This is a genomic window from Fibrobacter sp. UBA3629, assembly GCF_002374005.1.
Taxonomy (GTDB): domain Bacteria; phylum Fibrobacterota; class Fibrobacteria; order Fibrobacterales; family Fibrobacteraceae; genus Fibrobacter.
The window spans coordinates 25638-52293 of the sequence record NZ_DFLC01000042.1; the positions used below are offsets into that span (position 1 = coordinate 25638).

Genomic DNA, 26656 nt, shown 5'->3' on the forward strand with positions numbered 1-26656 from the left:
TTTTAAAGTTTCTAGGAACGGGAACCGCTATTCGGTGATGCGGATATTGCGGACCCAGCTGTTGGAGCCTTGCTTCACCATCAGCACGTAATTGCCCTGCCTCTGGTTCAGGGAGACCCTTTCGGAGCCGGTCACGCTGAACTTGGAGACAACCCTGCCCTGCATGTCCATCAGGGCCGCAGAAGCCGTCTGGGAGCCCGGCAACTGAATCAGGAGGGACTTGCCATCCACGCTCACGTTCAGCTTGTCCAGGCCAGACTTTGCGACATCTGCGATGGGTGCGGCCGACTCGACCAGATCCTTGCCATCGGGGCCCACGAGCTTGAGGCCGCTAATGTCGACCTGCGGGTCATCCCAGTTGTTGAGGGTCAGGTACAGGAACGCATCGGTAGTCGTAGCGGTAAATTCGCAGGTGATATCGATAGGCATCTTCTTCATGGCGCCGCAGTACTTGTTGCTGAGGCTATCGCCATTGACTGCATAGGTCAGCCAGAGGGAAGATCCCGGAGTCTGCGAAGCGCTGAACGACAACGTGTACTTGGAACCCGCCGTAAGGCCGGTAAGATGGCGAACGACCTCGCGGTGGTCACCCTGGATAACATTACCCATGTGGACACTCGTGTTGGTCTCGTTTTCAAGCACGACAGAGGTAGAATTCCAGCCGAAGGCGCCCGAGTTCTTGTGGTACTCGATAACCTCGTTGCAGGATTCCGGAACCACGAATTCCTTCGGGGTCACGGGAGTCGCCTTCGCAAAGTTCACCATGTTGCCGCTCATCAGGAGGCCCGTCAGCAAACGCAAGTTGGAATGGAAATAACCCGGCTGCTGAGCCATCAGGGCGCTAAAGTTCGTGTTCAGCAATTCATGGTAGGAATCGTTTACGATAAGCACGGAGCTCAACGAACCGATCGAAGAACCGTTCGCCTTGCAACCATTGCTCTTGCAGGGTTCGCCGTTCAGGTTCGCCGTACCATCCGTCTTCATGTTGATGTAGAGCTGGCCAAACGTCTTGGTGCTCACCCACTTCGCAAGCTTTTCGGACAAATCCTTCGCCTGGGAGTGTCCATACCACGCATAGCTCCAGGCCCAGCGCCACGGGGCACGCACGGCATCGTAGTCATAGCCGGCAAAGTTATAGCCGTTGTTACCGGTGATGGGAGAATAGGGACTGCCCATATTCGCCCAACCGGACGGGATACCCGTCGAAGAATTGCGGTTTCCCAAAAGAATATTGTAGTTGGTCGAAATCGCCTTGCTCCAGAAGCTCGCGTCATCGACATCCTTGAAGATTTCGTATGCTGCCGGACTCACGTAGCTCGGGTTCAGGTACGGGTCCCACTGGTTACCCACCTTGTGGCGACCGTCACTGGCAAATTCGCTCGTACGCATTTTAGCAATCAAGGTCTTCGCGTCATTCAGGTACTGGGAGTTCCCGAACTGGTGATAGGCCATGACAAGCGCGAACGCGACATCTTCTTCGGCGTCAGTTGCGCCACCAGAACCGACAGTACCACCAAAGCCCTGGATCTTCCAGTCCATAACACCGTTGTTAGAATGAGCCTTGTAGTAGGCCCAAAGCTTGTCAAACTGACTCTGATAGCTCTTGGTGTTGCTACTGAAGTAAACGCAGAGGATCATGCCGTAGCCGATACCTTCCGAAACGGTATACTGGTCTTCATCAAACTTGATGCGGGCCTGGTTGCCGCTTTCTTCGTAATAGGCCTTCAGATAAGCTTCGAACTGGTTCAGGAGCATCGTAGATGCAGTCTGGCCAGAACAGTTCCAAACATCTGCAATATTGGAAGCATAGGGATAAGTCTGGGCCTGCGGGTAAGGGAACTTAACCGCCGCCATAGAAAGCGAGCTTACGGCCAGAAGGCCTGCAAGGAATAACCGTTTCATTACTTATTCCTCCAACGAATAGTCTGCATCGCAGAACCGTCCTTGACAGCCACAATGTAGAGTCCGCGCGGCACATTGGCAAGATCGACCGTGTTCGTGCCCGCCTTCATGTAGCGCGACACGTTGCTCACGACGTTGCGGCCGGCGACATCCAGAACCTGGACCTTCACGAACCCGGAGCGCTTCACATCCACTACGAGCTGGTTACCGTTCATGCGGACCGTCGGGGCAAGGTTCTTCTGGGTCTTCGGAGCTATGAAGTTCTGCCCCTGGATTTCGGCCCATGCCTGTGCTTCCATCGCGACATCGCCCGTCCCGATAACAATCTTGATGTAGCTGAGCAGGGACTCGTACTGGTCATTTTCGGGAGCTTCGGCCTTGATAATCACGGTCGCATTCTTGCCACCGGCAATCAGGTTCACGCCCTGCTGTTCGGCATAGCCCGCGGGGTAGATGGTATAGGTGACCGGAACCTTGTGCGCTTCCAGCGTAAAGACCTGCGTCGTGGAATTCAGCGCCACGGTCTGGTCCTTGAAATACTTGGTATTGAGCGTCTGCTCGGCCTTCAAAAGCGAGAAGGTAATCGTCGTATCGAGGGCACGGTATCCAGAAATGGCCTTTGCCGTCGCATGGATATTAGCTGTCCCCCTGGACTTGAATGTCGCAATCCAGACCTGCTTGCCCTTGTCGCCGTAGCATTCGGAACTCGTGCAGGTCGCCTTGGCCACAGAGATAACGCTCGGATTGTCGGATTCGTAAGTGACATCGGAACCTTCGACGGTCTTTGTCACCTTCATCTTGTATTCAAGCTTGGCCGAGGAGTTGCCCGTAAAGTTGTTGCAGGCACCGCCGCCGGTAACGCGGCAGGTGATGGCGGCCTGTTCGAACGTCTGAGCAGGGACCTGCGTAATCACGACGACCGACTGGGAATTGTCGTTGCCCGTCATCACGGCATAGCCCGCACCGTTAATCTTGATGGTGCCGTTTTCAACCGTCGCGACAGTCGGATCACTGGAAGTATACGTGCAGGAACTTACAGCCTTGCCCGTAATGGATCCATCCATTTCGGACGCCGTGGCTCCCTTGAACGCGCAGGAACCCGTGTTCTTGCCGGCGACAAGCGAGTCCGCCCAGTTCTTGTTGTTGTACTTGGTCAGGTAGCTCTTGACAAGGTTGCCCGACGTGGTATAGGTAGCATTATTCAATGCAGACTTAGAATTGAGGAGAGTCGAACCGGAGAACATAGCAGAAGCTTCGCTCTTGCCGCCAATGGTTTCATGGCGCAGGGACCAGTTGCAGTTCGGAATCTGTTTCTGCTCCATGTAGCTTGTCCAGTTGTTAGTTTCGCCAGAACTCACATTTCCCGTACCGTTGGCATCGGTCGTACCCCATTCCGTAATGAAAACAGCCTTTCCATTGTTCAAGCAGTTTTCGATATTTCCCTTGAAGGAACCCACGGAATGCGATGCAGCATAGAAGTGGAACACATACCCAGAGTTGGCGTCATTCACACCCGAGCAGGAACCCATCTGCGAATAGAAGGGCGTGCCCACAAGAGCCAAGTGCTTGGACCCGTTATTGCGGATAGCACCAATCACTTCGTTTGCATAGCTAGCAATGGTTCCCATATCGGTATTGACAGGTTCGTTATAGACTTCCCAGATGATGTTCGGAACATCCTTGTACTTGGCTGCCATACGGCCAAAGAAATCCTTCGCATAGCTCTTTTCGCTCTCGGCGCGGTGGCTATGCCAGTCAACGATGATGTAGATATCGTTTTCGATGGCAGCCTTCACCATGTTGTCGAGCTGGGCTTCCTTGCCTTCCTTGTTTCCCAGATAGGAGTTTGCGGAAATAATCGCATCGTCGCTATTGGCCTGGCAGTCGCCGCCATTGCTGTTGTAGCACTTGATGCCCATCGCAAAGCGGAAAACGTCGATGCCGAGCTTTTCGGCAGCCCAGCTAATCACGGTCGGGTTGTAATACTGCGATCCCGTAGCATCGGACCAAAACAGGCTCATGCCGCGAAGCATCACCTGCTTGCCGCTAGCCTGACTTACAATTTTGCCGCTCTTGACACCCAGCGTTCCATATACAGAAACAGGGCCTAGACGCAGTGGCTTTGCATCTACCGCAGCAGACGCAAACGTCACTGCGCAGGACAACATCGCTATCGATAAAAGTTTTTTCATCATAAACTCTCCCGTTTTTTTGCAATCCACATCCGATTACAAAAATAACTTTCAAAGCCCTAAATTACACCACACATTCAGAAATTCTTTGTTTACATCAGTAGACAAATAGGGGCTTTTGTGAAGAAATTCACACAATCCTGGAACTCAGCGTTCCAAAAAAGTTATCAAATCTTAACAAAGCCGCCGTTCATCAACGTGCTGTACATGATGGTCAGGATTTCCTTGAAGTAGGTTCCCGTGTATCCCACCGCCTGGTATGCCTGCACCTTCTGCGTAAAGTAGTCGAAGCAGGCATTGTGCCATGTCGGGTTCACCCCGAATCCCATCAAGCAGTACATGCCGATATAGTGCTCGCCGGCCGTCTGGCTCGTCGAAAGCGCACCCGTGCTGTAGTTGTACGACGTGGACGGAAGCGAAGCCGGGTTGTTCGCCGTCGCGGTCGATATGAAGTTCGCCATGGCGGTCAGAATCTGCTGCGATTCGGCACTCTGGTACCAGTAGTAGTCCCACGCGATACGCCACGGGATACGAACGGATTCCTTGTCGAACAGCATGTAGGTGTTCGCGGCAGAACCGTTCTTCGGGTCGGCCGGCTGACCGGCCGCATTGGACCAGTCCGGGAACAGCGGGACGGCGCCCGCGTTCTGGATGTTAATCATGTAGGCGTAGTTCGCAGCAAGGATCGCATCCCAGCCACCCGTCGGGTCAACTTCCGCAAACAGGCGGAGCGCTGCCGGGGAGAGGTAGCTCAGGTTGTAGACGTCCTTGTTCGCCCACGTATCACCCGGGCGGATCAACAGGTTGTTGGGATTGAGTCCCTTGTTCTTGATGGAGGCAATCAGCGCGACCGCATCGTTCAGGTAGAGCGGGTTCTGCCACTTCCTGGAGGCAAGGATCAAGGCAGTAGCCACGTCAAGGTCGGCATCGAGGGCGGCAGCCGTAGATACCGTAGCGCTAAACGAAAGGAGTTCCCAAGGCATCAGGCCGTTGTTGTTGTTGTCGCGGGCGATGATGTTGTAGGCCCAGAGGGCGTCGAAGAGTTCCTTGTCGCCATGGAAGTAGGCTATAAGCATGCCGTAGCCGATACCTTCCGAAACGGTACAGCCGAGCTTGTTCGCAAGCGCCGCCGTAAGGGAAGTACCCTTCCAGCTGGACATCCCCGTAAGGGCGCACTGGTTCTTGTTTCCGCCATCCCAGACGACACGGGCGGGGTTCGTATGGAACGCACCCATCTTTGCCGTGAGAAGTTCCTTTGCGCGCGGACCTTCGAACAAGTCGTAGTTCAAGGTGGAGCCGCCCGTCTTTTCGTCTTGCAGCGTCATAATCCAGCGGGCCTTCCAAGTCGCATACAGGGCCGTCGCATTGGCGATGTTCGCATTGGCGGCAAGGCTTACTGTCGCGGGGGCCACGGCGGCGGAACTCTGGGGCGGAATTATTCCGCCATCAGCAGACGATGCGGGCAGAGGACCCGGGCCGGTAGCATCCGAAGACACGGGAACCTGATCGTGCGGATGGGTCGGATTGTCGCCTCCGCAAGCATAAAGACCAAAAGCCAAGGGCATCGCCAACAGGAGATGGGAATAACGCATAAAGCCTCACAATTTAAAATTTTCCATAATATATATAAAAAAAGAGGCCCCGTCTAAAGGGGACCTCTTTTTTTAAAATTCCTGTAAGTTAAATCACTTTACGAGAATCTTCTGGCTCATGTGGACGGCCTTGCCGGACACGCGGACCATGTAGACACCTGCATCGAGGGAGGAGAGGCTGATGGAGGAAGCGACCTTGCCGCTCTTCACAACCTGGCCCTGGAGGCTCACGATTTCGTACATGCCGTTGTTGATGCCGGTGAAGGAGAGCATGCGGTTGGCAACGATGGCCTTCACGCTGCTAGCGGCAACAGAAGCCTTGATGGCATCAGTGCAAACGGCATGGCCGTCACCGTCAGCCTTGCAACCGAAAGCCGGTTCAGGCTTGATAGCACCAGCACCCGTGCAAGTACCAGCAGGACCAACTTCGAAGATACGGAGCTGACCGTCAGCTTCGGAAGCACCGCCGTCGAGCTTGAACTTCACGGACTGGGCGGCCTTGAAGGCGTCAGCGCAGGAAGAAAGCTTGTTGCCTGCAGGAGCCCAAGTCGGCTGAGAGAAGTCGGCAATCGTCTTGCTGACCATCGTCGGAGAGGTAGCCTTCGTGAGGGTCACGGAGCAGGAAGCATCGCCGGACTTTTCTTCGGCAATTTCGAGCGTGACAGCGTTATCAGCCGTGTAGGTAACACAGAGGCCACCAGCAGCGGAAATGTCCAAAGGAGCCTTTGTTCCGCCCACGATGTTGAAGCCGAAGCCAACGAAGTTGTACGGATATTCAGCCGTCTGACCAGTAGTGGTCGGATCTGCCAGGTGGTACTTGATGGTCACGTAACCGAGGTTTTCGATTTCCGGAGCGATCAAGGAACCATAGTAGCCCGTGGTATCGTACGGATACATGGCATAGGAACCACCATTGTCGTTCTTACGGTCATCGTAGTCGTACCAGTAACCCATGGTGGTGGATTCGCATTCGCCGTATTCGTAGACGCAGTCTCCACCAGTGTTCACCTGCTGGTCGGAGCCGTTGAACCAAATCGACGTATTTACCGTCTGCGCCATTGCAAGGGAAGCAACGGACGCGATTGCTGTTGCAAGGATTTGCTTTTTCATAGTATCTCTCTCTTTTTTATTTCCCGACACCGGGAAAAAGGGTTTGTGGTTAAATATATATTCTTTTCAAAGAAAAAAAAGTGGAAATTTTGAATTTTTACAATAGTTTGTGATTTTTCACACTAAACGACAGCGTTTTCCCGACTATTTCCTCTTCTTTCCGGAGTAATCCACCCCGGGGCGAAGCTGCAAGCCAATCGTGACCATCAGGGAAACGATGCTTTCGTTGTGGTCCTGGCTCAGATCGTAGGCGGCAATTCCTGCCAAGCCTTCGTCCTTCACCAGGCCGCAAAGGGCCTTCATCGAAGGGATTCCCGTAAACACGATCGTTTCGGCATCGCTCACGGCCACTTCGGAAGCCGAGGATTCGTCGAACGAGACCTTGTAGTCGGGCGCTTCGAACTTCTTCATCAGCTCCTTGTAGGGGATGAACCCTTCGTTTCCGCTGCCGACTCCCTGATGGGAAGAACCGAGACCCGAAGCCCCAGCAAAGGACTTACCGTAGAGGGAGACCACCGGGACAATCTTGTCCTTGGAAACGCCCTTGCCGGCGAGACCGTCGACAGCGCCTGCGATATCCTGCTTCGAGAGGTTAGGCTTGACCGAGGATTCGGAATCGCTCATCTGGTCGCCGAGCATCAGCACCACGTAATCGGCCTGGTTGAGGGCATCGGAATAAGCATCCATGGAACTTGCGTAGGTGAGCACGGCCACTTCCTTGGAAGAAAGCTTGGACTTGAGCGCACCGACCAGCTTGCCGATAGCGGCAGCGTCTTCGCCCGTGGCGTTCTGCCAGTCGAGCTCGACACCGCCGAGGTTATATTTCTCGACCCATTCGGCAGCGGCGTCGCAGAAAGCCGAAAGCTTGGAATCGTCTTCGGCGATTGCCTTCAGGTTGCCTTCCACTTCAAAGCCGCCAATTGAGGCGATGAGGGAGACCTTGTTTTCGGCGGCTTTCTTCGCCAGTTCTTCGAACTGCGGGGCATCGTTCTCGTCGGCAAACGCGATCGAGCCGTCTTCGGCCGGAGCCAGGGAGGCGTAATGGATATGCGTCACGAACTGGTAGCGGACATCCTTCGGCATGAACTGGCTATACTGGGCCCAGTAGGGGAAATAGCCGATGACCTTAAACGGAGCCGCAATGGCGGCGGCGGCAAGGGCGGCAATAGCAAGCAATGACATCTTCTTCATAATAACCTCTCTACGGATTCTCGATCAAGTAAACTTCCCAATCGGCTTCGTTCCTGCAATACAGGTCGGCGGAGAAATCCCACACGCGGTCCTTGTTGCCTGCAGGAGCCACGGCATTCTCGCTCATCGGCTTGATGGTCGTCTTCTTGTTTATCTTGTCCGTAAAGACAGAATCGACCTTGATGGAATCGGGCTTCTCGGTTGGAGGGGGCTTGATGGTATCCGTGATGCTCAGTGTAGGATCTTCTTCGATCTTTTTGCCGCAGGCCATCTCGGAAACGCAAGTATCGCCATTGGAAAGCGCATACTTCCACGTGGATCTCTCGGGCTCGATCAGGAGAATCGTATCCTTGAACACGTAGGTCTTGATACCGTCCGGAATGGTGTCATATACCACCTGGACATCGAGCTTCTTGATGTTCGCTTCGCCTTCATGGCAGAAGCGGTAGGGACGGCCCTCGTAGCGGCCCGCCATAATGTACTGCTTCTCGATGAGGCTAGAATCGACCTTGACGGATTTCAGGAATGCGAGATCCTGAGTTGCCGAAAAGCCGTAGCGGTGGAACTTCTTGAAGGCTTCGCGGTATTCCATGGCACGGGGGCCATTGAGAGCGTCAATCGTGGTGTCCCCCGTCACCGGGTCGACAATGAACATGCCGTTGACGAGCGCGGACATTCCCGGCCACCATTCTTCGTCGAGAAGCGCGTAATCCGTGAATATCGTCTTGACGGCGACAGAATCATCGAAAAACACGGAAGCCTCGTCGGTCATGGAGATAGTGTACTTAGACACCTTGAGGGTCGCGTTCGAGGAATCTTTTGAGGTAGTGGCAACCTGCAGCAGGGAATCCAGCATCTTTTCGCGGATGACCGTCAAATAGGCTTTGTTGGAATCCGCAACCGCGGCTACACTCTGGTAAATACCCAAATCGGGGTTTGCCCTCGCATATTCCGAGAGCGAAAAGTCATCGGGCCAGTTTTCGGAAATGGGGGCGTCGATGCTATCTGCAGAGCAGGCCCCAAGCACGAGAGCCAAGCCCAGACCCAAACCAAGTTTAAGTTTCGTATTCATATCCATCTCCTAGAACAAAATCGTAACGTTGCCCATGAGCAACAGTTTGTCCAAGCTCAGTTCTGCACCTGCAGAAACAGGTGTCACACCATCTTCGGCAAGGCCGTTCACCGTGTAGTTGACCTTGTTGGTCATGAGGCCACCCTGCAGGTCGAGCTTCGCACCGGCGGCAAGCTTGATCTGGAGGCCGCCCATGGCGAGCATTTCGTTCACGTCGTTGATGACGACCGTACCGGCTTCGTTCAAGGCGAGGCCGTTATCGCCGAATTCCTTCGTGAGCATCTGCAAGCCACCGAGGACCGAGAACGGGCCCCAGACATCGGCAGTGAGGCCACCCACGAAGCGGGATGTCTTGCGCTTGAGGTTTGCGCTCTCTTCGCTGCTTTCGAAGGAGCCCTGGAGGATCAGGCGGCGGTCGAGGCCAAGGAGCGGTGCCGCATTGAAGCCGAGCCCGGCACCGATGGTCGTGAAGTCGTTGTCGGAAGCTTCCGCATTATACTTCGAGAAGCGGAGGTTCAAGGTCACGACATCGTTCCAGCCGGCATTCGCGCTCACGGCAAAACCCTTGCGGTCCGGAGTGGCAAGGCCCATGGGCATCGCCATGTTCACGGACGGGTCCACGAATTCCTTCGCCGCCAGGTATTCCTGGTACTTGTAGGCGACCGCGTTGTAGCCGTTCTTGTAGAAGTGGCCCAGCTTGTAGTTGTTGTTCAGGCGGCCGAAGGTGTAGTAGGAGTCCTTCCTCTGATGAGTAGCATCGCCCTGGTCGAGTATGGCTGCCCCTTCGTTCTTGCTCATCAAGTTCTGCTGTTGCAGCACGTTGGTGTTGTAGAGGGCGAAGTACATGTTCTCGAGGCTTCCGTAACGGAAACGTTCCACGACGGCCTCGTTCGCACCCGTAATCAGCGCTTCGCCGTTAAGGATGGACGTGTTGCCTTCGTAGTAGCTGGACGCAGCCTGTTCGGACCAGAACTCCTCATCGTTCATCACGATGGTTCCCAGCACATCGAACTTGATTTTTGCAATGTTGCCGTTCACATAGGGCGACACGTTGATGGCCATGCCCTTGCGTTCGTCAATCTTGCTCTTGTGCCAGTTGTATTCGGTCGTCGTGTTTCTGTAGACATAGAAGAGCGTATCGTAGTCGATAGCGTTCGTATCGTCGTGAACAAAGCCGTTCTCGTCGAACTTTTCGTAGCCGATGCCGTAGACGCCCAAGGATTCAATCGTATCCTGGCGGTAGGCGTCTTCGCTGTAGGTCCAGCGGGAGCCCGCGATTTCGGACTTCAAGCCCGCATGCAGCGCACCGCCCATGATCAGGTCCTTGGAATCATAGTTCAAGATTCCGGAATAGACCATGTTGTCTTCGTAGTACATTGCCGCAATGTGGGAGTCGTCGCGGGAACGCGATGTCTTCTCGCGGTCGAACGTGTAGACGAAGTTTCCGCCGAGGGTCACGCCGAACGCTTCGACGCCGAGGTTCGAGCCGGCAAGGTAGCGGTCGCTCCAGTCGAAGTCGAAGAACACTTCGTCGTTCTTCTTGGCGATGTTACGGATACGGGCACCCGTCATCTGCACATAGAGATTGGAGAGGGGGCCGAGATCGAAGCTGTTGTACTTGAAGTTGAGACCCTGCAACAGGCGGTTGGAAGACGTATCCAGGGAGCGCATGGCAAGTGCATCCACTCGCTTGGACGCGAAAATCTCCGGTTCCTGGAGGATTTCGGTCTGGGGCACGTAAATCGTCAGCGGGGTATAGCCGACGCGCATGTATCCCAAATTGAAGTCGACGTGCTTGTTCAGGATCTTGCCGTCATAGCTGAACCAGTGGCCGATGATCGGGTTCACCGATTCTTCGTAGGCTGTCTGCCAATCCTTGTGCAGGCGGAGTTCGACCTTCGCTTCGGTCTCTTCGCTCGGGCGAGCCTTCACCACCAAGTTCACATCGGAGAACGCCTGGCTTTCGCGAGAATCCATCCCGCCCAGGAGCTGGTCGGAACTCAGCGTAGAAGAAAGGACGCCGGCCTTGGCCGTACCACCCACGCGAAGCCCCATCACGGAAGCATTGGCAGAATCAAGCGTTCCGACAAGGCTCTTCTGCTTTTCTACCAAGGTAGAATCCTCGGCATAGGCAAAAGCCATGGCTCCGCACAGGAGAAGCGAAATCTTGGAGGTCATCTTAAACATATCCTTATACCATTTCATCTTGCGTCCCCCTTAAAATTTGACGTTCAAGACTGCTTGAACCACAGCTTGGGAGAATTTGTGCGTATATTCAGGAACAGTGACGTTCTTGCCGCTCTCGGGGTCCTTCACCACGTTGCCATCGGCATCGCGCACCATGATATCGGCGTAATCCGGCATGTTGGATCCGAGAACTCCGGAAGTCGTATTGTAGGTATTTTCGGTCGTAATCCAGCCGTAGTTCAGGGCCAGGTAGACGCCGTCACCCACCGTGTAGTCGAGACCGGCCATCCACTGCATCTGCTTGCCCTTCAGGAGCGGATTCACATATCCCGGAGCGCCCCTCATGGAAGAAACCGCATCGAGAGTCATGTCAATCATCTGCAGGCCGGCGCTAAAGCCGAGGCGCGGCATGTACTGGACATAGAGCCCGGCATTGATGAAGTCGAGGCTCAGCTCACCCTTGTCGGGGACAGGGAGGACGGCCTTGCCATCGTCCGTCAATTCCTGGGTCTTCACGGAATGCTTGTAGCTTCCGGAAAGTTCGAGCGGGCGGCTAAAGTTAAGCATCTTGAAGACATCGAACTTGAGCCCGGCACCGTATTCCATGAACTGGGCTTCCTTCATGATGACGTTGTCGCTCTTGTCCTGGTTGAGCATCGAGAACAGGGCGCCGACTTCGACGAAGTCCTTGAAGCCCACCTTGAGGTCGGCCTTGATACCGTTCCTGTTCGGAGTCGCAAGACCGTTGGGCAGGCTCATCTGCACCGCGGGGTCAAGCATCGTGCTCAAAAGCATCAGCTCCTTGCGGGTGTACACGTAGTTGCTCCAGGAATTCTTGTTGAACGGAGCAATGTTGTAGCTGTTGGTCTGACCCTTGATTGTCGGGTCGTCGGTATTCGCGAGCTGGGTAGAAACCGGAGTGAACTTCGGGTCGAAGTAATACAGGGCTCCGAAGGTGGAGTAGAGCGGGGAATTCACGCCGAAACGGATCGTGTTCCCGTCCTTGTCCGTATTCAGGATGCGCGAAGCGAAGAACTGCGGAGACTGGGCAAGGTTGTTGTACCAGTTGCTGTCGTTCTTGATGTAGTTCACGGAAAGCTGAAGGTCGAGGCCCATCGGCAGCTTGTAGCCCGCGTTCAAAGTCGCGAGGATAGCCATGCCGTTGTCGTCGATTTCGTTTCTCTGGATAACGGCAGCGCCCGTCGCAGGGTCAACCGCAGGAGCGCCCGTCGTGGGATCCACGACCGTCACGTATTCGTAGAGCTTGTCGTTGGACATGGCGAATTCGCCCATCACGTCCAAGGTGAGCGCGCTATTCTTCATGATTCCGGCGACATCGGCACCGACGCGGCCAGCCATGATCGTGGTGCGCTGCGGTTCCGTTTCAAGCGGGTTGATAAGGGCCGTCTGGTATTTGCCGGCACTGAACTGGGTCGGGTTGTTGACCTTGTCCATCAATTCCGTGTCGGTCGCATACTGCAGCTGGCCGTTAACAATCAATTCGTGATATTCCGGACGGGAAGTGAGCGTGAACGAGGAACTGTCGTCGAACACGTACATGCCGGTAAAGCCGACGAAGACGTTCTTGTTGACCGGCAGGTATTCAAAGTTTCCACTCAACAGCCACTTGTCCATGTTGGCGGACTGGTAGGAGCCCGGATAAATCATACCGTTGTTGATGATGGGATCGCCACCGTTCGGCAGGAGGTTGCCGTTCGCACCCGAGAAGTCGAGCAGCTGAACGCGGCGGAGACGGGCAAAGATGCCTTCCGCGCGGAGTTCACCGGCGTAGCCGCCAAAGTCGTGGCGGAACTGGAGGTTCATACCCTGCAGGTTACGCTGGTTACCTTCGATCATGGCATCGCTAATCGCCATGTCGCGGCCCCTGGTGAAAATCAGCGGCTCGTAAAGGAGGCCATCGATACCCGACGGGGAGAACAAGGTCAGGGGGCTGTACTGCTGGCGGAAGTCACCGACCACCCAGTAGAAGTCCTTGCCGACATTGCCCTCGATATTCAACCATGCGACCGAGATGCTCTTCGCGGAATTCGCGAAGTAGTTCTGCATGCCCGCCTGGAAGCGGAGAATCATGTTGAAACGGGCCGCGTCGTAGGGGCGGAAATGGAAGTCCAAGTCGGCCGTCACGAACTGGGAGCGCTCGACATTGGGCATCTTGTTAATTTCGGCCTTCTCCTGGTCGGAAGACATGTAGGAGTTGACGAGCAAGCCCTTAACGCTTCCGCCTATTTCCAGGCCGCGCTTTGCTTCAAGGGAATCCTGCTTCGCTTTCAACAGCTGGTTCATCTCGTAATCCGACTGTGCGGACGCGACAGAAGCAGTGACAAGGAGAGATAACAATATTTTATACATCATTTTCATACCATTAACCCCTTAGAACCAAACCTTTGTTTCGGCAGTGATGAAGTGACCGCTCCAGTTGTTTTCGGGAACGTAGTTATCCGTATGCGTTGCCCACTTGTAGCGCATGTGCAAACCGGCACGGGCAGAGAAGTCCCAGTCGAAACCGATACCGAGAGCTGTCTGGTAGTAGCTGAGAGGAGTCTTCGTGTAAGTCGTCTGGGTTGTCGGAATCAGGTTGCCGTAAGCGCCGGCGCTGTTGATGCCGCCGACCGACACATTTGCATCCTGCACGGTGTAGCCATACTGGGAACGCCAGCATTCAAAGCCGACCTGGCCAACCAGGTGAATCGTCGGTGTCAGGGCGAACGTCGGTTCGAACAAACCGTAGAAGCTCCACAGCATCATGTCGGACTGTTCTTCGCTGTAGGCGATCGGGGCAAAGGTCTTGGAAATGCCCGAGATGGAGACATAGCCGGCCATCATCAGGTTGCGGTCCGTTCCGACCCAGTGGCCAATATCGTAGCCACCATCAATGGAGAGGTAGGTCGACCACTTGACGTGTTCGGGAACGGTCTCGGTCTTGAGCTGGTCCGCATTTTCATAGGCAACGAAGGATTCCCAGAGTTCCCAGGTTCCGCCGTAGAGGCCGCCGCGCTGGCGTTCCATCTTGCGGGCCGGGGTCAGCACGCCGGCACGGTTCACGTAGCCGTTCGGGGCAGTGGAGTTACCCGAGTCCGCCCAGAAGAGGGCGTTGTACTTGGTCCAGGAGTTGGAGCTTTCCCACATGTTGCGGCCGTTCAAGCGGTAGTTGAACAAGAGCACGTCCTTGCCCTTTGTGACCTGGCGGTGCTGGCCGTACTGGACGCCCAAGCGGCCGCGGTTGAATTCGGGTTCGAACTTCACGTTCACACCGGCCATGTTGGGGCCGTAGCGCAGGGAACCACCGTTCAGGTAGAATTCATCCTTGCGCCAGCTGCGGAAGCGGGACGGATCCGTAATGCCGTAGGGAGAGAAGAAATCCTTGGAGAAGTATACGGCTTCGACTGTTGTCGGCAGCCATTCGAGGTGCTTGTCCTGAATCTTGACATAGAGGCCGAATCCAGGGCTCGACGTGGCGGAAGAACTGGAGTCGCGGTTGTAGGAGCGCTTGTTCTCGGTGCCTGCGTTATGGAAGTAGGTCGAATCATCCCAGCTCAAGCCCACATCGGCCATCAAGTAAAACTTCGGGTTGATGTTTCCCTTGATATCCATCGTCACGATCTGGTTGTTTTCCAGATGCGGTTCGCCATCGAACTTGAGCTTTGTCCAGGGACCGGCGAATTCGTCTTCGTCGATGAGGCCCTTGTCGTAGAACACGCCCATGTAGTTCGCGCCGAGCGTCATGCCGTCGAAGAGCTTCGTCTTCGCAAGTCTTGCGTGGTAGACATCGCCGCGGAAGTCGTAGTTACCGTCCATCTCAAGTTCGCTGGGCTGGCCACCGTAGAGGCGCAGACCGTCGCGGGTGCCGGCATCCATGTCCTTGGGCTGCGAAATCATCGCCTGGGCGACAAGGCCGAAGGGCATGTTGTACACGTTCATGAACACGCCGCCGAACGAGCGGTTGGTCCAGAAGGCACGGCCGCCTTCCTTGACAGGCTTGAAGGACTTTTCCTTATAGTAGGTAGAAACCGTCTTTTCTTCTTCGAAGGTCTCGTACTGCCAGGCAAAGCGGGGCATCGTCTCGCGTTCCCACATGGTAAGGGGAGAAGCGCAGGCCCAGATCACGCCGCCCGCAGTCACGTAGGCGCCAAACACGGACGAACGGATATCGACGCCGAAGTTCATTTCTTCTTCGATTGAAGCCGGCGTGTAGTCGGTGTTGTGGTCGAACGGGACGCGTTCCCAGTGGAAACTCGGGTTGGTGTTCGGGTGGTCGGCCAGGTAGTTGGTGTAGAGGCCGGTCAAGTCGAAGGGGAACGTCATGTTGGTCCAGAGCGTCATGTAGGAGTTCGGCATGAGGACCATGTTCATCTTCAAGGTAGCATCCACGAGGGTGCGGGCCTTGTCGTCGCCATAGACGGGGGCGATTTCGGTGTAATCGAAGTTCTTGACACGGAACGCCATGTAACCGGAAACGGCGAGCGGGGCGTCGTCCTTGCCAAGCAAGGTGGATTCCATGTTGTTCGCGAGGGTATCCAGGTTTTCCTCGATAGCGGCAACGCGCTGTTCCGAGGTCATTTCCTTAGGCACGTAGACCGGGGCAATGGAAGGTTCCTTCGCAGGAGCCGTTTCCACGGCGGCGCCTTCGACCTTGGGTTCTTCGGCAGGAGCCGCAGGTTCGGCCTCGGCTACCGGTTCGGGTTCAGGGGCGGGTTCGGCGGCAGCTTCGGCTGCAGGTTCGACCGCCTGTTCGGGTTCGGCCTCGGCAACCGCTTCGGGAGCTTCCTCGGAGGCAGGTTCCTCTACTGCAGGGGCCTCGCTCTGGGAGCTTTCTGCGGCATCGATTTCCTCGGATTCCTGGGCCAGCAGGAACGAGGAAGAAAGCAACATAGCAACAATTAAATTACGCATAAAACCCTCTTAAATCTCGTTGCGGAACGGGTAATAGGCCGGGCCTTCGTAAGCCTTGCCATGTTTCTTGATGACGACATCGTCAATCCAGACCTTGAAATATTCGTTTTCATCCTTGCGGACTTCGATACGGAAACCCTTGAAATTGGCCCAGTTGAAGGGGAGCATCACTTCGCGGGTGTTCTTCGCATCCCAGTAGACACCGGTATTGCCGAACAGCTTGAGGGGGATGCTGAAATGGGTCCATTCCGTAGTGATTTCGCCGAGGCTCTTGGAACGGAGCTTCACCTGGAGGGATTCGCCGCCGCTCTTCACGCCGTCGTCGACAAGCACGAACAGGGCGTTCTCGCCACCCTTGGCACCCTTGATCCAGAATTCGAGGACGCCGTCTTCCATGTACGGGGTCAGGTCGACAGAACCGGCAATACAAATAGCCACGCCGGAATAGTCGCTTGCAATCAGCTCGATTTCCATGGAAAGGGCGCCTTCCATGGCATACTTGTCCGTAAGAACCGGTTCGGGGTTTTCACGCGGGTACTGGTAGGTATATCCACCGCCGCGGGGAATGGCTTCACGCATCACGACAGTGACAATGTCCTTGTCCGGACGGAACGGCTTGCCTTCTTTGAGGACAAAACGCCCCGCATCGCGGTCACGATAGCTACTGAAAGAGGCCGCATCCGCTAAAGAAACGGCAAGAAGCACACCCAGAGTGCACTTCAGTAAAGACGAGATTCTCATATGTTTCATACCTTAAGGAGTCTCCAAATACAGACAGAGCTAAAATATAATCTTTTTTCGAAACCATAGATTCCGAAAAAAAGACAGATTTCAAAGTCTCTGCCTAAAAATAGCTCTTTATGGCCTTTACCGAATCAGGCCTTTACCGGAATTATGGTTTCGGGAGTAAACACAAATGCGTAAAAAGGCCGTTACATCACCGAAAATAAAATTAGTTTTATACCCGTACACCAACCACGATGGATTAGGGTCGCCTATATGAAAAAAATTCTTTACATCGCATTCGCTCTTTCCGCTTCGCTTTTCATGCAAGGCTGTGACGACTCGTCCAGCGCGTCTTCTGAACCGGAATCATCCTCCGCAAAGACAAGCGTGCGTTCCTCTTCGAGCGTCGAAATAGAGTCCTCGTCCGAGACAAGCGACGACCTCCCCAACTACAGCCGCGCCATCGCCGTAAACAAGGCGCTCGGCCACGGCATCAACTTCGGCAACTCCTGGGAATCCGGCGTAGACCCGACAAAATCATGCCCTGAAGGGGAAGAGACCAACTGGTGCTTCGTCGAAGGCAAGGTCTACACCTACCTCGACGAAAACTGGAGCAACCCCATTCAGGACGAATGGTTCCAAAAGGCCAAGGACGCGGGCTTCCAGTCCATCCGCATGCCCGTCCGTTGGAACCAGACGGCACTTCACGAGCCCCCCTACACCCTGCAGCCCGAACGCGTCGAAGGCGTGAAGCGCCATGTCAAGATTGCAAACGGCCTCGGCATGCCCGTCATCATCAACCAGCACCACTTCAACGAACTCTACGCCAATCCCGAAAAATACATGGCCGCATTCTACGGCATCTGGGAAAACATCGCCGAGGAATTCAAGGATTTTGACAACGACTCGCTCATCTTCGAAATCCTCAACGAATCCAGGGAAAAGTCGGACTCCTATCTCGCCCAAATGACGGACAGCGCCATCAAGATTATCCGCAAGACCAACCCCGGCCGCACCATCATGATTGACCCGGGCAACTGGGGCAAGTTCGAACAGATGGACGTGTTCGCCGACATCAAGGACAGCAACATCATCATCGACGGTCACTACTACGAGCCCTACAACTATAGCCACCAGGGCCACAACACCGACTGCGCCAAGAAGGTTCTGTGGAAGGCGAACGACCAGGAAGCGACCCTGAAAATCGTGACCGACCTCAAGAGCTACATGAGCATGGCGAAGAAATACTTCCCCGGCAAGAACGGGACGCATATCCCGCTGAACATCGGTGAATTCGGAGCCTCCTCCAGGTGCGAAGCCTACGGCCAGGACGACGCGAACAGGGCGCTCTACATCAAGTCGATTGTCCAGGTCGCAAACCAGCTGGGCTACTCCTGGCACATCTGGGGATTCACCGGGGTCGGATTCGACATCTACAACAAGAGTACCGACGAATGGTACCCGGAAATCCTCAAGGGTCTGGGACTCGACAAGTAACGGATTCCGGTATTCAGGGGCGAACGAGAGAACCGCCCCAATGCTCGTCGAAAAAGGCTTGGAACAGAGGTTCCGGGCCTTTTTTTAGTTCCTCGACAACTTCGGCGACCGGGCGGCCGCTGCGGTAGAGTTCGCGGTAGGCACGGGAGAGCGCTTCGACGCGGGAGTCGGGGAACAAATCGGGATGCAGGCGGAGCGCATGCAGGTTGAGTCCGCCGTAGCGGATGGGGTTCCCGCACGCCTTGGTGCAGGGGGGCACGTCGCGGTCCACCTTGTGCGTGCCGCCCACGAACGCGTAGGCGCCCACCTGGTTACGCTGCTGGATTCCCGTAACGCCCCCTAGGGTCGCATACTCGCCGATGCGCACGTGGCCGCCAATCTGGCAACCGTTCGCGATGACGGCGCCTTCGCGGATGTCGCAGTCGTGGGCGATATGCGAATACGCCATGACAAGAACCCTGTCCGCAATCCGGGTGCAGCCGCCGCCCTGGATGGTGCCGCGGTTGACAGTCACGTATTCGCGAAGGGTGCAGCGTTCGCCGATGCTTACGCGGGTCGGTTCGCCCGCATATTTTAAATCCTGCGGAGGAGCGCCGAGGATAGCCCCGTCAAATACGTGCGTATCCTTTCCGATGGAGACGCCTCCATACACATGCACGCGGGATTCCAGGACAACGCCCTCCCCGATTTCCACGCCGGAATCCACGATGCACCACGGGCCGACAACGGCAGACTCGTGTATTTTTGCCTGCGGGCTTACAAATGCGGACGGGTGAATCATGGCGGAGAATATAGCATTTTCTATATTTCTGCATATGGGCGGTATCATTGTCGCATGCCTCACCGCACTCTACGTGCTCCTGTTCCTATTCTTCATAATAGGGCTTGTCCGCACGCACCGTTACAGGGGGCCGAAGGCGACCCCGAGCGTCTCGGTGGTGGTGCCGATGCGAAACGAAGAGGAATTCGCGCAGCGCACGCTCGAAGCCCTCGCCGTGCAGGACTACGCGGGCGAATGGGAAGTCATCTGCGTGGACGACCGCTCCACGGATTCCACGAAAGAGATTCTCGAGAAGTTCGCCACCACGCACCCGCGTTTTAGGGTGCTGTCGCTACCGCAGGACTTGCCGGTTATCGCAAGCCCCAAGAAGCGCGCCCTCGAAAGCGCGTTCAAGATTGCAAAAAACGAAGTGCTTTTGACGATGGATGCCGACTGCATCCCGCGCAAGAGCTGGATTACCGCAATGGCGGGAAGGTTCGTGGACGGCATTTGCATCGTGCAGGGGCCCAAGCAGAACAACGGCAGCCGCACCATGCCGCACCTGTACCAGAAACTCGAGACGCTCGGCTACACCGCGATGGAAGCCGCCGGATTCAGCTGGGGCCACCCGATTGTAGCATCAGCCGCATGCCTCGCCTACAAGAAAGACCTGTTTTTCAAGGTGGGAGGGTTCGGCGACCTCATCAACCTCTCGAGCGGCGACGACGACATGCTCATCCACAAGATGATGAAAATCCCGGGCACGAAGGTCTGCTACAACCTGGACAAGGACGCAGTGATCGAAACGGCGCCGGTGCACACCTGGAAGCAGCTTTTCAATCAGCGCGCTCGCTGGAGCAGCAACGGCACGAACTACGAGAGCAAGGCTTACGTCCTGCTGTTGACATTAATTTATACATACTACATCTGGATGTTCATCAGCCCCTGGTGCGTGACATTCCTGGATTGTCCATGGCAATGGTGCGCATTCAGCATCGCCCCGAAAATCGTCGTGGATTTCGTGTTCCTGATGATAGCGTCCTGGAAGCTGCATTCCAAGCGCAAGATGCTCGCCTTCTTGCCGGTAGAGATTATCCAGATTCCGATGATCGTGTTCGCCGTGCCCGCAGGCATTACCGGCATGTTCCGGTGGAAATAGCGGCGCGCGCCCATTCAACGGCTTCTTCGCCGTTCGTAATCTTTCCGTCGAGCTGGTGTTCGAAACTCGCCTTGATAATTTCGCCCATCTGCCTGCCGGGCGCAACGCCCAGGTCCAGGAGCATCTTGCCCGTAAGGTAGGGCTGCGGGGCAGATTCGAGCAGGCCGTGTTTGGCGGCGGAATCCCACAGGGCAGCCGCGAAATCCGAACCTGCGGGAGCGCCGCCAGCGAAGTATTCGCGCGGGACGCTTTTCACAAGCAGGCAAAGGAGTTTGAGTCCGTCAAGCTTCACGGCGAGGCGGCGAAGCGCGGGGATATCGCCTACGATAGCCGGGTCAAGCGAGCGAAGCGTTTCCAGGAGCGGCGGCACGACCTTCAGCAGGTGAACTTCGTTCGTGATGCGTTCCAGGAACCTGAGGGAGATTTCGGCACTGCCGCTCAGGAGTGCTGCAAACGCGAATTCCATCGCCTGCGCATCGGTAAGCGGAGCGGTGCCACCCTCATTCGAGTTGCGCAGTTCCGCCATGTTGTCAAGAATTCCACCCAGCGCTTCCCAGGAGCCTTCGAACGGGCGGATTTCAGGGAAGTATTCGTCGAGCCTTATGTCCAGAAAGGCGCGGAGCCCGAGGGACGGCTTGCCCGGTTTGAGGAGCCACTTCTTGAATTCCTCGAAAAGGCGCTCTATGCTCAAGTCATCGAGCGACAGCGTGCGGCAGAGTTCAACAGTCTCGGGAGCAAGCACGCACTCGAAACGGCTTGCGAACTGCACCCCGCGCAAGATACGCAGGGAGTCTTCGGCAAAGGCCGGACCCACATGGCGGAGCGTATGCGTCTTCAGGTCACCGATGCCGTTATACGGGTCGCAGAGCGTGAGTTCCGGCAGTTCCATGCCCATCGCGTTGATGGTGAAATCGCGCCGGAGCGCCGCCTCCTTGAAACTGAGTTTTTCGTCGGTATGCACCACGAAACCGCGATGGCCGTAGCCCACCTTGCTCTCGGTGCGCGGAAACGAGAAGTCGAGCGACAGTCCCTTCATGGCAAGGTGAATCACGCCGAACGCCTTCCCGACCAGGTTCGTGCGGCCGTACTTCGAGAGGATCGGCACCAGCGCGTCTTGCGCCATATCGTAGACTTCGATGTCGTAGTCGCGGCATGCTTTCCCCAGGAGCGCATCGCGGACCCAGCCGCCCACCAAATAGGCACGGCCACCCGCGTCGCGGATATCGCCCGCAATTTTCAACAAACGGTTCGGCAGTTCCGGCTCGAACCACTCCCCCGCAAGCGTCTGGATGCGTGCCATCTGCTAGACCGCCTTACTGGAAATTGCCCGCATCGGCAGCGGAAGTATCGGCCGCCTTGTAGCGGTCGTAGATGCTTACAGTCTCCTCGCCCGAGGAATCCTTCAAGGCTTCCGATACGGAAATGTCGCCTTTCGCGGAATCGGCAGAAACAGAATCCGCCAGGGCGCTCGCTGCATAGCGTTCGTAGATTCCCTGCCTCGTCTGGGTATCTTCGCCACGCTTTTTCGCTTCTTCCGCACGGCATTCGCGAAGCTCGTTTTCGATATAGGCGCGCTGGTCCGGAGAATACGTCTGCGTATCGAGCCTGTACTGGATTTCGGAACATACGAGGCCCTGGCGTTCGCCGGCGCACGCCGCAAGGACGGCCGCAATGGCAACTGCACCCACAAACGAAAGCGATATCCCGATATTCCTCACATTACGCATAGTTCCTGCCCTCCGTCAATGGACCACAAGAATTTTTCCCTTTACTGTTTTTTGGGAGGTCCGGACAACGTAATAGTAAACGCCGGGAGCGACAAGCTTGCCGTTTTTCCCGTTTCCGTCCCATTCCACCTTGCCGCCATGGACATCCTTCCCCGCAAACGACCAAATGAGCGAGCCGCCGCGGTTGTATATGTCGACACGGGCACCTTCCGAGATATTGTCTATCGTCAGGTAGGGGAAAACAGTCGGCCTGAACGGAATCGGGTACGCCTTCACTTTCGCTTCCGCAGAATCCGTCATGAAAACCGAAGCGTCGCGAAGGTCATTCCTCCTGTATCGGGAGACCCCGTTTTCATGCGTAAACCAGACCATGCCGAGTTTCTTGTCCACGGCGACATCCGAGACGTTGTCCGCCAGGAGCCCATTCCGGGACGTATACTGGGTCACAGACAAAGTATCAAAACTTTCCTTACGCACTTCTAGCCGGTACGCTCCGCGGTTCGAAGAACCTATCCAGAGATTTCCGTGGGGATCCAAGTCAAGGGACGTATATTCTGCGCCCTGGAGACCATTCATCGAAACCGGCTTCCGGACCGTGTCCTGGCCCAATTCCATGTAGCCGACACCCGAGGTCGTCACCAGCCAGAGTACGCTGTCCTTCTCGTTGAGGGCGAGGTCTACCGGAGTCCTGTTGTCGATGCTCGCTATAGTTTTCCGCTCTACCCCCACCAGCCTTCCGCCGTTTCTGGAAGGCGCCGGAATACGAAAGACATCGAGGGCCCCGATGGCAAAGACATCGAAGGCTTCACGAGCGGAGACATAGACGATCCAGTCGTCCCCATCGAGCGTCGCCACCAACGGACCTGCGCGGGTCGTACTTCCAATCCCTGTCGCACAACTCACCTCACCATCCTTCGTGATATACAGGAGGCTGTATTTGCCCTTCTCCACAGATATTCCCGCAAGGAAGCCGGACCCGTCAGGAGCCTCCGTAGTGCCGACCGTCACCGAGTAATGGTCGGCAAACTGCTCCATGCAACTTTCAATCCACGGAGTCAAGAAATAGTGCGGTTCGTTTCCAAGACCCCTGTAGACAAACAGGCCCATTCCCCAAACATGGTATAGCAGCACGCCGTCATCCAAAACCGAAAGGACCTTCATTCGGTTCGCATAGGCTTCCATATCGTTGCCAAGTCCATTGTACATGACTATAGGCTCGCTCCAAATGGATCCGTCACTCAAGGCGATACTTCCCGAGGGGGACGCAGCAATGGCCCCACCCTTAGGAAGCGCACGAACTTCGTACGCGGACCCCAGCTGGTAGATTTCGTGTTTGGAAAGGTCCTGCAGCCGTCCGTTTTCGTACTTGAAAATTTCAGAGGGGCCGACAAGATAGGAAAAGTCTTTCCCTTCAAGCACCCAGCGAATGCGGCTAACACCGTCCCTGTACAGGACTGAATCCGTTAGGGTCTTGCCACCGACGACAACATGGAGAGAGTCCCAGCAGGCGACACAGGTCTCGACGGGCTTCCACGTCTCCGGGTCGGCCAGACGCTTGTCCGCGGCCAGATTTTTCCAGTCCATGACACGCACGAAAGAGCCACGCACCGTCGAAACAAAGAGCGAATCGCCCCTGATTTCAATGCGTTCAGGAGGAGAGAGCGACAAGGAGACGTTTGCAACGCGCTCCAGGGAAATAATCGAAGATTTCGTTGACACGTCAAAAAAAGCGATTACATCTTCGAAGGGGATTACCAGTATATTTTCGGCCGACGCGACCATTCCGGGGATTACGCGGGACTTCCGGGAAAGGAAGGAACGGTTCTCGACGACCCATGAATCCCCGGCATACCTCGCCACCAGGCCATATTCGGAAATGGCATAGGCTGTCCCTTTGACCATGGCGACCCCATAGAATACGGACGTTTCAAGCCCCTTCTCCGACGTGAAAAGAAAATCGCCTTCCGAAGTCCTGTAGCGCATGCCCCCATCGGTCGCCAGCATCAGGACATGCTCGATCCGGATTGCGTCCCTTATGGGAAACGGTTCGGCAAACCCCTGCCACTCATCAGAGGCAAAGGCGGACGAAATCAGTCCAAGGAACAGGGATAGGTATATCAAAAAACGCACGACATAAAAATACGAATTTATCGGGCGGCAAAATAGTCCTCACGCGACCGTAGCGCCGTTTAGCGACCCATCGAGTTCGGCATCCACCATGTTTCGCATCTTTTTCAGAGCGAAATAGCGGCGCTTGCGGACCGCATTCTTGGAAAGCCCCAGTATATTGCACTGCATCTCGGTAGAAATTCCGCCCAGGAAAGTCATGTCGATAATCATTCTCTCTACCGGATTCAGGATTTCGGCTGCCCTTTCAAGCAGGCGCAAGGCTTCTTCCTGACCCTGCGACTCGAAAAAGACAGAATCCTCCAGCCGAAAGGGGATGTAGTCTGGCGAACGTTCGGCGACATACGACATCGGGGAAAAACGGGACCTTGCCGGCACTGAATCTAGAAAGGTATTGTGCAAGACTTTCACGAGCCAAGACATGACCTCGTCCCTCGACATGAGAGCCTTGGCATTTCTGCAGAATTTCAAGGCAACCGTCTGGAAAAGATCCTTGGCATCATCAATATTATTGCATTTTATCTCGCATAGCCGAAAGATGATGTCTCCATGTTTTTTCCAAGCCTGCTCCACCCACTCCCGAGCCTGCGTTTTTTCTAGATTTTGATTAATCATCGTCCATAACCAAATATTAGGCGTCAAATTTATGAATATCGGTGCATTTTTCAAGGCAGAAAAAAATTTTGCAAACAACTGTTGCCCTTTGGCAACAATCGTTTGCATTTTGTCAACTATTGTTGCCTCCGCATCCGCCCAAGAGTTCAACATGAACGCCATGGAACCTCCGGAAGCGTCGATGCACTATTCGGAAGGCGCCCTTTCCGAGAACTCGGAAATCACCGTCGATATCGTCATCCCTGACAACTGGCATGTGAACGCGAACGTCGCGGCCGACGAATTCCTGAAGCCCTCGTCCATCGAGATTGCTGCTCGCGGGATTGAATTCGGCGAGCCCAAGTGGTCCGAGCCCATCAAGGAATACAACGAGGTGCTCGAATTCGAGAACCTCGTGTTCAAGGGACACTTCCAGATTAAGATTCCCGTGAAGGCGGTTGCCGACGGCTACGACAGCCTCACCACGAACGCCACCTTCCACTACCAGGCTTGCGACAACTCCATCTGCCTTGCGCCCGCGAGTGTGGACATTCGCATCGGCAAGAACAAGGCAGGAATTTCCAAAGCCAACAGCGCCGCCGATTTAAAAAAAAACGATGAAGGGAACGGGACTCAAGAATCCAACAACGCCGCATCCGTAGCGCTCCTGCTCTTTTTCGCGTTTGTCGGCGGCATAATCCTGAACCTCATGCCGTGCGTGCTGCCGGTTCTCTCGCTCAAGCTGTTCAGCCTTATAAAGCAGGCGGGGCAGTCACGAAGCAGGCTCGTGGCGCTCGGCATCGCGACCACCGCGGGCATCCTCGCAAGCTTCTGGACGCTCGCCGGAATCGTAGCCGCCATCAAGGCCGGCGGTGGCGCAGCGGGCTGGGGAATGCAGTTCCAGAGCGCAGGTTTTATCGCCTTCATGGTAGTCATACTCACCGCATTCGCGATGAGCTTCTTCGGAGTGTTCGAAGTCTGGCTCCCGGGTAGCGCCACCACGAAGATGGATGCCGCAGGCCACAAGGCCGGGCTTGTCGGGGCGTTCTTTACCGGAGCGCTGCTCGTGCTGCTGAGCACGCCTTGTTCCGCTCCCTTCCTCGGGACCGCGATGGGATTCGCGTTTACCGCATCGACACCCGTACTCTTCTTGTTCTTTACTGCCGCAGGTCTCGGGCTTGCACTCCCCTACCTGCTGGTGAGCGCTTTCCCCGCCACGCTGAAGGTTTTACCGAAACCCGGCAAGTGGATGGTCACGTTGCAGAAGGCCATGGGCATCCTGCTGATCGCGACCGTCGCATGGCTCCTGTGGATCGTAAACGAGCAGGCCGGCGGAAGGGGCGTTGCACTCTTTGTAGGGTTCATCCTCGGTACTGTCGTCGTCAGTTTTGCCATCGGCAAGTTCGCACCTCCGGGTTCATCGTTTGCCAAAGAGGTTCGCTTACTCATTGTATGCGCCCTCGCATTTGCCTTCGCCTGGTTCGCCTACATCGCCCCACAATACGAAAAGGTTCTGGACGAACGGTTCAACGCCCGCATGGCCCAGCAGGTACTTGAAGACGGCTGGTACCGCTACACGCCGGAACTCGTCTCGGAATTCGCGAAAGCAGGCAAGACCGTATTCATCGACGTGTCGGCAGACTGGTGCCTTACCTGCAAGGCGAACGAGGCAGCCGTCCTTAGCGACCCGGCGCTGTTGCAGAAGCTGGACAGCGCGGGAGTCGTGCGCATGAAGGCGGACTGGACCCGCGAAACGCCCGAAGTGAACGAACTGCTCTACAGCATGGGAAAATCCGGCGTGCCCGCCTACGCGATTTACCCGAAAGGTGATAAGAGCAAGCAGGTCGTGTTGCCGGAACTCTTGACGAGCGGGCTGATTCTGGAAGCAATTCCGTAACATAAGACTAGG

General features: G+C 55.7%; 18 protein-coding genes. 3 read left to right on the forward strand and 15 right to left on the reverse strand.

Features of this window, described 5'->3' with window-relative positions; genetic code table 11:
* Positions 1 to 27 precede the first annotated feature (27 nt).
* From B2310_RS12820 to B2310_RS12865, 10 genes are all read right to left on the reverse strand, one after another.
* Positions 28 to 1902: a glycosyl hydrolase family 8 gene (locus B2310_RS12820; protein ID WP_290732253.1), complete on the reverse strand. Its 1875-nt coding sequence runs from the start codon at positions 1900 to 1902 to the stop codon at positions 28 to 30.
* Positions 1902 to 4097 carry a cellulase family glycosylhydrolase gene (locus tag B2310_RS12825; RefSeq protein ID WP_290732256.1) on the reverse strand — a complete coding sequence of 732 codons (2196 nt, stop codon included), beginning with the start codon at positions 4095 to 4097 and terminating at the stop codon, positions 1902 to 1904. Before B2310_RS12825 ends, B2310_RS12820 begins: the two co-directional genes overlap by 1 nt.
* A gap of 164 nt (positions 4098 to 4261) precedes the next feature.
* Positions 4262 to 5686 carry a glycosyl hydrolase family 8 gene (locus B2310_RS12830; protein ID WP_290732259.1) on the reverse strand — a complete coding sequence of 475 codons (1425 nt, stop codon included), beginning with the start codon at positions 5684 to 5686 and terminating at the stop codon, positions 4262 to 4264.
* Between the two features lie 93 nt (positions 5687 to 5779).
* Positions 5780 to 6796: a T9SS type A sorting domain-containing protein gene (locus B2310_RS12835; RefSeq protein WP_290732263.1), complete on the reverse strand. Its 1017-nt coding sequence runs from the start codon at positions 6794 to 6796 to the stop codon at positions 5780 to 5782.
* Positions 6797 to 6940: 144 nt separating this feature from the next.
* Positions 6941 to 7987 (reverse strand): glycoside hydrolase family 18 protein, encoded by a 1047-nt coding sequence (locus B2310_RS12840; protein ID WP_290732266.1) that lies wholly within the window; start codon positions 7985 to 7987, stop codon positions 6941 to 6943.
* A gap of 10 nt (positions 7988 to 7997) precedes the next feature.
* The gene (locus tag B2310_RS12845) at positions 7998 to 9059 is read right to left on the reverse strand and encodes a hypothetical protein (RefSeq protein ID WP_290732269.1); all 1062 of its coding nucleotides are present in this window, start codon (positions 9057 to 9059) and stop codon (positions 7998 to 8000) included.
* A 9-nt stretch (positions 9060 to 9068) separates the two neighbouring features.
* Positions 9069 to 11264: a hypothetical protein gene (locus B2310_RS12850; RefSeq protein ID WP_290732272.1), complete on the reverse strand. Its 2196-nt coding sequence runs from the start codon at positions 11262 to 11264 to the stop codon at positions 9069 to 9071.
* A gap of 12 nt (positions 11265 to 11276) precedes the next feature.
* Positions 11277 to 13625, reverse strand: a complete 2349-nt coding sequence (locus tag B2310_RS12855) for a hypothetical protein (RefSeq protein WP_290732275.1) — start codon at positions 13623 to 13625, stop codon at positions 11277 to 11279.
* Between the two features lie 12 nt (positions 13626 to 13637).
* On the reverse strand, positions 13638 to 16157 hold the full coding sequence (locus B2310_RS12860) for a hypothetical protein (RefSeq protein ID WP_290732278.1): 2520 nt from the start codon (positions 16155 to 16157) through the stop codon (positions 13638 to 13640).
* A 9-nt stretch (positions 16158 to 16166) separates the two neighbouring features.
* On the reverse strand, positions 16167 to 16907 hold the full coding sequence (locus B2310_RS12865) for a sugar-binding protein (RefSeq protein WP_290725254.1): 741 nt from the start codon (positions 16905 to 16907) through the stop codon (positions 16167 to 16169).
* A 249-nt stretch (positions 16908 to 17156) separates the two neighbouring features.
* On the opposite strand from B2310_RS12865, the gene B2310_RS12870 reads away from it, so the two are divergent.
* Positions 17157 to 18380 carry a glycoside hydrolase family 5 protein gene (locus B2310_RS12870; RefSeq protein ID WP_290725256.1) on the forward strand — a complete coding sequence of 408 codons (1224 nt, stop codon included), beginning with the start codon at positions 17157 to 17159 and terminating at the stop codon, positions 18378 to 18380.
* 13 nt (positions 18381 to 18393) lie between these two features.
* Here the strand turns inward: B2310_RS12870 and lpxA are convergent, their stop codons facing one another.
* Complete coding sequence (gene lpxA / locus B2310_RS12875; protein WP_173381071.1) at positions 18394 to 19161, reverse strand: acyl-ACP--UDP-N-acetylglucosamine O-acyltransferase; 768 nt, start codon at positions 19159 to 19161, stop codon at positions 18394 to 18396.
* 34 nt (positions 19162 to 19195) lie between these two features.
* Here lpxA and B2310_RS12880 point away from each other — a divergent pair, with 34 nt between their 5' ends.
* Complete coding sequence (locus tag B2310_RS12880; protein ID WP_290732282.1) at positions 19196 to 20299, forward strand: glycosyltransferase; 1104 nt, start codon at positions 19196 to 19198, stop codon at positions 20297 to 20299.
* On the opposite strand, the gene B2310_RS12885 is transcribed toward B2310_RS12880, so the two are convergent.
* From B2310_RS12885 to B2310_RS12900, 4 genes are read right to left on the reverse strand one after another with little or no spacing between them, the layout of a single operon-like run.
* Positions 20274 to 21599 carry a CCA tRNA nucleotidyltransferase gene (locus B2310_RS12885; protein WP_290732284.1) on the reverse strand — a complete coding sequence of 442 codons (1326 nt, stop codon included), beginning with the start codon at positions 21597 to 21599 and terminating at the stop codon, positions 20274 to 20276. The two genes, B2310_RS12880 and B2310_RS12885, sit on opposite strands and share 26 nt — an antisense overlap.
* A 13-nt stretch (positions 21600 to 21612) precedes the next feature.
* Positions 21613 to 22026: a hypothetical protein gene (locus B2310_RS12890; RefSeq protein ID WP_173381068.1), complete on the reverse strand. Its 414-nt coding sequence runs from the start codon at positions 22024 to 22026 to the stop codon at positions 21613 to 21615.
* A gap of 15 nt (positions 22027 to 22041) precedes the next feature.
* The gene (locus B2310_RS12895; RefSeq protein WP_290732289.1) at positions 22042 to 24156 is read right to left on the reverse strand and encodes a gliding motility-associated C-terminal domain-containing protein; all 2115 of its coding nucleotides are present in this window, start codon (positions 24154 to 24156) and stop codon (positions 22042 to 22044) included.
* 39 nt (positions 24157 to 24195) lie between these two features.
* Positions 24196 to 24930 carry a sigma-70 family RNA polymerase sigma factor gene (locus B2310_RS12900; protein WP_173365067.1) on the reverse strand — a complete coding sequence of 245 codons (735 nt, stop codon included), beginning with the start codon at positions 24928 to 24930 and terminating at the stop codon, positions 24196 to 24198.
* Here B2310_RS12900 and B2310_RS12905 point away from each other — a divergent pair.
* Positions 24920 to 26644 (forward strand): protein-disulfide reductase DsbD family protein, encoded by a 1725-nt coding sequence (locus tag B2310_RS12905; RefSeq protein WP_290732292.1) that lies wholly within the window; start codon positions 24920 to 24922, stop codon positions 26642 to 26644. The genes B2310_RS12900 and B2310_RS12905 overlap by 11 nt on opposite strands.
* The last annotated feature ends 12 nt before the right edge of the window (positions 26645 to 26656 follow it).

Bases quoted from the DNA above. Each gene is read 5' to 3' on its own strand.
- B2310_RS12885 (WP_290732284.1), bottom strand. From the start codon at position 21,599: ATGGCACGCATCCAGACGCTTGCGGGGGAGTGGTTCGAGCCGGAACTG.
- B2310_RS12870 (WP_290725256.1), top strand. From the start codon at position 17,157: ATGAAAAAAATTCTTTACATCGCATTCGCTCTTTCCGCTTCGCTTTTC.
- B2310_RS12890 (WP_173381068.1), bottom strand. From the start codon at position 22,026: ATGCGTAATGTGAGGAATATCGGGATATCGCTTTCGTTTGTGGGTGCA.
- B2310_RS12820 (WP_290732253.1), bottom strand. From the start codon at position 1,902: ATGAAACGGTTATTCCTTGCAGGCCTTCTGGCCGTAAGCTCGCTTTCT.
- B2310_RS12850 (WP_290732272.1), bottom strand. From the start codon at position 11,264: ATGAAATGGTATAAGGATATGTTTAAGATGACCTCCAAGATTTCGCTT.
- B2310_RS12825 (WP_290732256.1), bottom strand. From the start codon at position 4,097: ATGATGAAAAAACTTTTATCGATAGCGATGTTGTCCTGCGCAGTGACG.
- B2310_RS12900 (WP_173365067.1), bottom strand. From the start codon at position 24,930: ATGGCGTTCATGTTGAACTCTTGGGCGGATGCGGAGGCAACAATAGTT.
- B2310_RS12880 (WP_290732282.1), top strand. From the start codon at position 19,196: ATGGGCGGTATCATTGTCGCATGCCTCACCGCACTCTACGTGCTCCTG.
- B2310_RS12860 (WP_290732278.1), bottom strand. From the start codon at position 16,157: ATGCGTAATTTAATTGTTGCTATGTTGCTTTCTTCCTCGTTCCTGCTG.
- B2310_RS12840 (WP_290732266.1), bottom strand. From the start codon at position 7,987: ATGAAGAAGATGTCATTGCTTGCTATTGCCGCCCTTGCCGCCGCCGCC.
- lpxA (WP_173381071.1), bottom strand. From the start codon at position 19,161: ATGATTCACCCGTCCGCATTTGTAAGCCCGCAGGCAAAAATACACGAG.
- B2310_RS12845 (WP_290732269.1), bottom strand. From the start codon at position 9,059: ATGAATACGAAACTTAAACTTGGTTTGGGTCTGGGCTTGGCTCTCGTG.
- B2310_RS12830 (WP_290732259.1), bottom strand. From the start codon at position 5,686: ATGCGTTATTCCCATCTCCTGTTGGCGATGCCCTTGGCTTTTGGTCTT.
- B2310_RS12855 (WP_290732275.1), bottom strand. From the start codon at position 13,625: ATGAAAATGATGTATAAAATATTGTTATCTCTCCTTGTCACTGCTTCT.
- B2310_RS12835 (WP_290732263.1), bottom strand. From the start codon at position 6,796: ATGAAAAAGCAAATCCTTGCAACAGCAATCGCGTCCGTTGCTTCCCTT.
- B2310_RS12905 (WP_290732292.1), top strand. From the start codon at position 24,920: ATGAACGCCATGGAACCTCCGGAAGCGTCGATGCACTATTCGGAAGGC.
- B2310_RS12865 (WP_290725254.1), bottom strand. From the start codon at position 16,907: ATGAAACATATGAGAATCTCGTCTTTACTGAAGTGCACTCTGGGTGTG.